This is a genomic window from Xanthomonas sp. JL1 (assembly GCF_038405005.1).
Window position 1 is genome coordinate 21,445 of sequence record NZ_JBBYGR010000021.1, and the last position, 6,000, is coordinate 27,444.

The 6,000-nt window shown below is 66.0% G+C and carries 3 protein-coding genes and 1 pseudogene; 3 read left to right on the forward strand and 1 reads right to left on the reverse strand.

Features of this window, described 5'->3' with window-relative positions; all coding sequences use genetic code 11:
• The first annotated feature begins 266 nt into the window (after nucleotides 1-266).
• Both WJW29_RS05120 and WJW29_RS05125 read left to right on the forward strand, forming a co-directional pair.
• Nucleotides 267-1,505: an MFS transporter gene (locus WJW29_RS05120; protein ID WP_011408111.1), complete on the forward strand. Its 1,239-nt coding sequence runs from the start codon at nucleotides 267-269 to the stop codon at nucleotides 1,503-1,505.
• 170 nt (nucleotides 1,506-1,675) lie between these two features.
• Nucleotides 1,676-3,825: pseudogene (locus WJW29_RS05125) on the forward strand (phospholipase C, phosphocholine-specific).
• A 263-nt stretch (nucleotides 3,826-4,088) separates the two neighbouring features.
• On the opposite strand, the gene WJW29_RS05130 reads toward WJW29_RS05125, so the two are convergent.
• On the reverse strand, nucleotides 4,089-5,645 hold the full coding sequence (locus WJW29_RS05130; protein WP_011258422.1) for a glycosyltransferase family 39 protein: 1,557 nt from the start codon (nucleotides 5,643-5,645) through the stop codon (nucleotides 4,089-4,091).
• Between the two features lie 204 nt (nucleotides 5,646-5,849).
• On the opposite strand from WJW29_RS05130, the gene WJW29_RS05135 reads away from it, so the two are divergent.
• Nucleotides 5,850-6,000, forward strand: a 151-nt coding sequence (locus WJW29_RS05135) for a transposase (RefSeq protein WP_143681901.1), incomplete at its 3' end; no start/stop codon positions are given.

Genomic DNA, 6,000 nt, shown 5'->3' on the forward strand with positions numbered 1-6,000 from the left:
GGCCTCTTCCCCGCGTGCGCAGGAGTGGACTGACATACCGTTTCATTGCATGCGCGATGCGCCTACGTGTGTGGATGCGCCATGCAGGCAGCGCAGCGTGCGCACAGCCGCAGAAGTCCTACATGTTGCCGGAATCACATCACAGAGTGACCCAGCAATTGCCAGCAATCCCACCGACGTCCGCCAACCCAATCAAGCCGCGCCGGACAGGCTGTTACACTCGAACACGTGATCGACGCGCCTTTTCCCCCACGAGGGTCGCATCCATGTTGCGGCTGACTGCTTTATTGCTCGGCGTTGCCTTGCTGCTGACCGGCAGCGGACTACTCGGCACGCTGCTCGCCGTGCGCGGCGATCAGGCCGGCTTCGGTGCGCGCGCCTTGGGCTTGATCATGTCCGGCTACTTCGCCGGCTTCTTCGTCGGCACCTTCTTCGCGCCGCCGCTGATTCGCCGCATCGGGCATATCCGCGCATTTGCGTTTTATGCCGCGCTGGCGGCCATTGCGGTGTTGCTGCATCCGATCTGGCTGAACGCCTGGGGCTGGGGCGTGCTGCGCCTGGTGACCGGGGCGGCGCTGGTCGGTCTGTACACGGTGATCGAAAGCTGGCTCAACGCCGAGCCGGACGCGCGCCGACGCAGCCGGGTGTTTTCGATCTACATGGCGATCAATCTGTCGGCGCTGGCGCTGGGTCAGATCCTGCTCACCATCGGCGATGCGGGCGCACCGGCGATGTTTACGCTGACGGCAATCCTGTTCTGTGCAGCGGTGATGCCGGTGATGACCACGCGGCTGATCCCGCCCGAGGTGCCGCATGTATCGCGGCTGCGGTTGGTCACGTTGTATGCCTTAGCGCCGGTGGCCACGATTGGCGCCGGCCTTTCCGGCCTGGCAATGGGTGCGTTCTGGGGCTTGCTGCCGGTGTACGCCAACCGGATCGGGCTGGACTCCGGCGGCGTTGCGATGTTCATGCTCACCGCCATCGTGGGCGGCGCGGTGTTGCAGTGGCCGATCGGGCGCATCAGCGACGGGCATGACCGCCGCATCGGTCTGGCGACGGTGAGTGTCCTGGCCGCCGGCATCGCCATCGCTGCCGCGCTGCCGATGGTGCAGACGCAGACGACCGTGCTGTTCGTGCTGTTTTTTGTCTATGGCGGGTTGGCGTTTTCGCTGTATCCGTTTGCGGTGGCGCACATGCTCGATTACCTGCCGCGCGAAAACCTGCTTTCTGGCTGCAGCAGTCTGTTGCTGGTATACGGCGTCGGCGCGGCGATCGGCCCGGCGTTGGCTGGCGGTGCGATGCAGAAATTCGGCCCGGCCGCCTTACCGGTGTACTTCGCGGTGATGTTGCTGGCGCTTGCGGGTTTCACGCTATCGCGGCTGCTGCGCTTCGCCCGCCGCCGTCCCCATCCGATCGCGTTCCGCCCGATGCTGCGCACCACGCCGTCGGCCCTGGAATTGATGCCGGAAACCCAGCAGACCGAAGCGCCTCCGCACACCAAGTAATGCTGACAAACCTATGTCCCCGTCATTTCTGAGGACCTCGGCAACAGCGCATCCATCGCAGCGCCGCGCACGGTGAACATGACGCTGGATCTGTCACGGTGACCTGCGATGCTATGCGCTGCTCGCACCGTGTCTCGGTGCGAGCATTCCCTCGGATGCGGTGAGCCCACATGATCGATCTGCCCCGACGCCGCCTGCTGCAAGCTGGCCTTACCAGCGGCGCGGCAGCGCTGTTGCCCAGCATCGCGCGTGCCGCAGCCATCGCGCCAGACCGCCGCAGCGGCACGCTGGAGGATCTGCAGCACGTGGTGATCCTGATGCAGGAAAACCGCGCGTTCGATCATTACTTTGGCGCCCTGCCCGGCGTTCGCGGGTTTGGCGATCGCTTTCCGATTCCTGCACCGCCATTGCCGAATGCACCCGCGCGCACGGTATGGCTGCAACCCAGCGAGGACGGCCGCCAATGGCTGACACCGTTCGCATTGGATACGGCCGCACAGTTCGGCGTCATGCGCGTCAACGGCACCCCGCATAGCTGGCCGGATGCACAGCGGGCCTGGGACCATGGCCGGCTCGGGCATTGGGCCGCGGCCAAGCACAATCATGCGCTGGGCTATTACACGCGCACGGATATTCCGTTTCAGTACGCGCTCGCCGAGGCGTTTACCGTCTGCGATGCCTTCCACGCTGCGATCCAGACCGGCACCAATTCCAACCGTGTGTTTTTGTGGACCGGCGGCAACGATCCGCAGGCCCGCGCGGGCGGCCCGGTGATTGGCAATTCGCACGACAATTTTCCGGAACTGGGCGGGTTTGCCGAGCCGTATCGCTAAGCCACCTATGTCGAAGCACTGCAGAGCGCCGGTGTGTCATGGCAGATCTATCAGGACATGGCCGACAACTTCACCGACAACCCGCTGGCGGGGTTTGCGCCGTTTCGACTGGCTTACAGTGCCGCACCAGCACATGATCCAGACCTGCGCGCGCGTGGCGTGAGCACGCGCGGTGTCGCGCAGCTGCGCGAGGACGTGCTGGGCGGGCGTCTGCAAGCGGTGAGCTACCTCATCGCCGATGCGGCCGGCAGCGAGCACCCAGATCCATCCAGCCCCGCCCAGGGCGCGGCGTACACCGCACGCGTGCTGGACGCGCTCACTGCCGATCCAGCGGTGTGGAGTCGCACCGCCTTGCTGGTGATTTTCGACGAGAACGACGGCTTTTTCGACCATATGCCGCCGCCCGCGCCACCGTCGCCCGATGCACGCGCGGCTGGCGGGTTTGCCGGTGCATCGACGATTACCACCGACGACGACTACCACCGCCATCCGGCGCCAAACAGAACGTGGATCTGCCCGAATTCCGCGGGCGACCATACGGGCTGGGCCCGCGTGTGCCGATGTACGTGATCTCGCCATGGAGCCGCGGCGGCTGGGTGGATTCGCAGGTGTACGACCACACTTCGGTGCTGCGCCTACTGGAACGTCGTTTCGGCGTGCCCGCACCGGAGATCACACCGTGGCGGCGCGCGGTGTGCGGCGATCTGAGCAACGCCTTCGATTTCTGCAATTCTGATGCGCGCCCGTTCGCCGCCGCACTGCCCGATATCAGCGCAGCCGCAGCGCGCGCGGCAGCTTTGCGCGAACATGCACTGCCGCCCTTGCCGGCCACGTTGCAACCGCCCGAGCAACCGTTCGGCGTGCGCCGCTCGCGCGCACTGCCGTACCGCCCCAGCGTGGCGCTGGCCCATCTGCCCAAGCGTGGCAAGGTGACACTGCGTATGACCAACGCGGGCGCCGCGGTCGTACTGCACGTCTACGACCGCTTCGATCTCGCCGCAATTCCGCGCCGCTACACGGTGGGGAACGGCGCCGCAGTGGAAGGGACCTGGACCACCTACGATGGCCGATACGATCTGTGGCTGATCGGCCCCAATGGATTCCATCGTCATTACCGCGGCGACCTCGATGCCGCGCCGTTACTGGCCGAGATCGCGCAGGACCCAGACGATGCGCAGGCGCTGTGCCTGACGTTACGCAATCCCGGCAAGCGCCCACTGCACCTCGCGCTGGAACCTGGCGCCTACACGCAAGCGCAACCGTGCCAGCATCTCACCGTCGCAGCCGGGGTCGAGCACCGTGTGCGCTGGAGCGCTACATCGACCGGCGGCTGGCACGACCTGTGGCTGGTCCAGGACGGCGCGCGCCAGCGCCCGGCCGGGCGCGTGGAAACCGGCAAGCCCGGGATCAGCGACCCAGCGCTCGGCGGGCCGGCACGGCTGTATCCGGACGATCCGCCAGCCAGCGACGGCCCAGGACCTGCGTAAGAGGACCGGGATTGGGGAGTGGAGATTCGGCAAGGACCGGGCCGGCGTGCGCCGTCATCAGGGCGCAGCGCCATGGCGCCGCGCCTTGCGTATCGGCGTCGACGGTGGCCTTGTTCAGCGCGGGCGGCAGCAAGGTCGGCTATGGCGGTCACGCACCATGCTAGCGACGGCGGCCGCACGGCAAGGACGGCCATCGATCGGCGAACCCTGACGGCCCCTGGTCGACGCGCACACCGCGTCGCTGACCAGGCCGCTGGCTTGCACTACCGACGCAGCCAGTATCGGCAGTCGCCAATCGCCTGCGGTTGCGCACTCGCGGAATAACGCTGCACGATCGCGGCGTGCCATTGCGCCCGTTGCGGCGTACTGCCCAACTTGTTGGGGCAATCGACCAACGCCGCCAGCGGCAGGCCACCCAGCGCAGTGTCGGTGCTGGCCAACGACTGCAACGCCTGATCGGACGCCCAGTCGGCAATCATCACCGCGCGGCGCCCGGACCGATAGGGCAGTTCGGAAGACCAGTCATCACCGAAGGCCACCACCACGCCCTGCTCGGGCGTCGCTGCACGGATCTGCGCGGCGATCTGCGAGATCGCCGTCGGCTCACGCGCTTGCTTCATGTTCTTCAGCGAACTCACCAGGCCAGAGCCCAGTGACAGCAGGCACAGGAACACCGCCAATGCCACGCCACGGCCGGGCTTACCGACCGCCTGGCCACGCTGCACCACGTACCACAGCACCAGGCCGACGATCGACGTGGCGAACACCACCTGCGCGAACTGGTAATAGGGATGCACCACCTGCAGATTGGTGAAAGCCAGCATCGGCGCCAGGTAGGCAAGCAGCAACACGACCACTGCCGCACGGATCTGGAGGATCGACAAACCGGCGATGACGATGATCAGGAACACCCAGTTCGAACCGACCGGTCCGGCGAAGCGCTTCTTGAAGATGGTCCCCCACCAGACGGCCGGATCCAGGCGCTGCTGCAAGGTGCCGTAATTGAAGCCGGACAGGCTATCGGACGTGACCTGTTGGCCCAAGAGCGACTGCGCCTTCAAGGCATCGGCATGCTGCAGCCAGAGCAGCAATGCCACCAACGCCGCCACAGCCGCCACTGCCCCCCAGCCCAGCAGCTTCCAGTGTCCGGCCAACCACTGTGGACGCCAGCCATGCTCGCGCAGCGCCACCCAGGCCAGGGCCAGGACGGTGAAGACAGCAAAACCGAAGAAGGTGGTGATCTTGATCAGGGCCGCCAGTACTGCGGCGGCAACGGCGACCCCACCGTGCCAGGCTCGCGGCTGCACGTACAGCCGTGCCATCGCCCAGACAAACACCAGACCGAAGAACACCGCGGTGGATTCCATCATCACCGAGCGCCCCCATAACTGGGCCAGCGGCGACACTGCGAACGCACCGACGATACACAGTGCCAGCACGCGGTCGGGGCGCAATACCAGGATGATGCGATACGCCATCCAGAGGCAGCCCACATGGAACAGGGTGGACAGCAGGCGGCCACTATTGTCGGCACTCATGCCGGTGACTTTGGACAGCAACGCAGCCAGCCACTGGAACAGCGGCAGCTCAAACGGGATCGACCACGGCGCGCCAAGCACCGGCGTCAGATAGGACAGGAAAGGTCCGCCGCGCAGCATCCAGTCGATCGAGAGTGCGGTCTGCGTCTGCCGGAAACCGGACGCATCGATGGGCGGCATCGACCAGCTGAAAACCAGCATGATCAACAGCGCGATGGCCGAATAGCACAGCAGGATCCGGGGCGGTAGCAGCCCACGGTCGGGGGGCAGTTGCTGGTTCACGCGTCGCGCTCCTGTAGGCGCCGACCATCAGGCGCAAAGCGGCCGGGCGCGCAGTGTCGGTTCTGCGGGCCGCGAGCGCAAGCCGTTGCCGGCACCGGCAGCGACCAGGAACTCACCGCATCTGACGGTGCAGCGGCGACGTCCCCCCAAGTTTGAGTAGCACCTCAGTTTGGAGTCCAATTCCCTACCCCGAGGAGATTGGACGTGAAGAAGCGCTTTTCCGAAGAGCAGATCATCGGCTTCCTGCGCGAAGCCGAGGCCGGCATGCCGATCAAAGACCTGTGCCGGCGGCATGGCTTCAGTGAGGCGTCCTACTACCTGTGGCGCAGCAAGTTCGGCGGCATGAGCGTGCCCG